This window comes from Hymenobacter agri (assembly GCF_054778495.1).
In genome coordinates this window covers 1-2,421 of sequence record NZ_BAAGZM010000631.1, presented here as the reverse complement: position 1 = coordinate 2,421, position 2,421 = coordinate 1, and the positions used below count along the sequence as shown (strand labels likewise).

Genomic DNA, 2,421 nt, shown 5'->3' with positions numbered 1-2,421 from the left:
CAGGTCGAGCACGCTCACGCGGGTGGGCACAGCGGTTTCGACGGTGGCTCGGGCCGTGGCCGGATTGGGGTAGATGCTGAGCGCCAGGGCGCGGGCGGCCTCATTCTTGGTCGCTGTGGCCGTGCTCCGGTTGCGGGTGCCGAAGCTGATGATGCCGCCGGCCTGCGTGCCCACAAACAGCTCGGGGGCCCCGTCGCCGTTCACGTCGGCCGCAGCCACGGCACAATGCGAGTAGAAATCGAGGCCCAGGCGGGTATCCTCATACTGCCCGGTGGCGGGGTTGTAGAGTAGGTCGGTACGCTCCGACAACTGGCTGCCCTGGGCACGGTAGTCAGAAAACAGGCGCAGCAGGCCGCTGGCGTCCACTGTTAGCAGGTCGGGGCGGTTGTCGCCGTCGAAGTCGGCCACGGTAGCGCTCAGGTTGAGGGGCGGAAAGCCGCTGGCATCGCGCAGCTGGCCGAAATCGTTATTAGCCAGCACAAACAGGCTATCGACCGGGCCACGGCCGCGGTTGCGGAAATAGCGCAGGCTTTTGCCCGGCTCGCGCACTTCGTTGGTCCCGATGAGCAGGTCGACGTAGCCGTCGCCATCCACGTCGGTGAAGCAGGGCATGTCGCCGGTAGTGTAGGGCAAAATGCCGGTGCCAGTGGCCCCCTGGGGCTTGAAATACCCCACACTGGCCGTGCTCAGGGCCACGGGCTGGCCTGCCGGAGCCGTATTCAAAATGTAGTGCAGCAAGTTGGTTCCCCGGTCCCAGGCGCCGTACGCGAGGTCGAGTGCGCCGTCGCGGTTCAGGTCGACGAGTACCGGCTTGAGGGCCGTCAGGTTCTGCGCTGACAGCCCCAAGTAGTCGCTGTTCAGCAGCTTAAAGATGGGGCGCGCGGCAGTGCCCACGTTGCGGTAATAGGCCAGCGTGGCGCGGTAAGTAGTACCGGCGCGGTCGGCATAGTTGCCCACCAGCATATCCTTCAGGCCGTCGCCGTCGAGGTCGCCGAAGGTAGGGGCGGCGCCCTCGCTCACGTCAATCATGTCGTTTTGCAAAAAGCCCCCGGCACTGAGCGCGAAATTGGGCGCCCCGCTGGCCGCCGAATTGGCAAACAGCTGAACCTGGTGGCTCATGCTCACCTGGTCGGCCAGGTTGCTCACCATGTTGGGGGCCACCACAAGGTCAGCGCGGCCATCGAAATTGGCATCGAAGGAGTAGCCTACCGGAAACACCGGCACCCGCACCGGCGTAGCCGCCGACGGAAAGCTGGCGCTGATGCCGGCTTGGGTGAGCACTGGCGCGGCCGTGGTGCCCTGGTTGAGCAGGCGCACCAGCTCGGGGCAGTTGTCGCGCCCGTCGAGCAGGTCCTGGTCGCCGTCGCCGTCGAGGTCGCCGAGCAGCAGGCCGTGGCCGCCGGTGTGCAGCGGGCGCGCCGCCACAAAGCACGACTGCCCATTGAGCACGTAGCTGGCACAGCTGCTACAGGCCTGCACGGCCCCCCAGGTGTCGGTCGTCAGGGTGAAGGTGAGCGCGCTGCCGCAGGTGCCGGGGGTGTTGTTGATGTATTGCTCGATGAAGCTGGAACTAATGAAGTCATACGTCATGATGTCGAGCTTACCGTCGCCGTTCACATCCTGAATGGCCGGCAGGTTATAGCCGCCGATGGTGAGGTTGGCCGAGCCCGGGAAATTGCCGGTGAAGCGAATCTGGTTGGTGGTGAGCTGGAAGCTGGGGCGGCCGCCGTTCAGCACGTTGCGGAACACGCGAATGTCGCCGCCGCTGGTGAAGGTGAACAGGTCGGCGCGGCCGTCGCAGTCGTAGTCGCGCAGCAGCGCCCACTGGCGCAGGTCACTCGGAAACAGGCTTTCGTACTGCGGGGCGTACTGCCAGCGGCGGCCGTTGGGGGCCGTGGGCGCGGCCACGTTCAGGAAGGTATAGCAGCGGCTGCTCTCGTGGTCGAAGGCGAACAGGTCCTGCTGGCCGTCGTTGTTCAGGTCGATAGTGCTGAACTGCGGGGTATTCAGGCCACCCATCCAGGCGTTGCGCAGGGTATCGGTGCCATGCACCACGGCCCCGGCGGGGCGGTATTCGAAGCCGAAACCGGTGCCCGACTGGGCCCGGGCCAGCCCGGCAAAAGCCAGCAGCGCCAGCAGTAGCGTACACGAACGAATCATAGAGAGAAAAGGAAGGGAAGGAATGGGTAAAAGGCAGTGGCCGTGCGAAGAACAAAAATCACGCCCACCTTTGCAGCAAATTACACCCGGTTTGTCATTCCAGTTCATGCCCACGCCGCTTTACACCCAGTACCTAGCCGCCGGTGGCCAGGTCAGCACCGATTCGCGCCAGCCCCAGCCCGGCACCCTGTTCTTCGCCCTGAACGGCCCTAGCTTTCGCGGGGCCACGTTTGCGCCCCAGGCCCTGGCCGCCGGCGCCCG

1 protein-coding gene is annotated in these 2,421 nt (G+C 65.4%); it reads right to left on the bottom strand.

Translation table 11 applies throughout. The annotated features are described in order from the left end of the window. Window positions 1-2,160, bottom strand: a 2,160-nt coding sequence (locus ACYVDE_RS20370) for an FG-GAP repeat domain-containing protein (protein ID WP_460503368.1), incomplete at its 3' end; no start/stop codon positions are given. Window positions 2,161-2,421 lie beyond the last annotated feature (261 nt).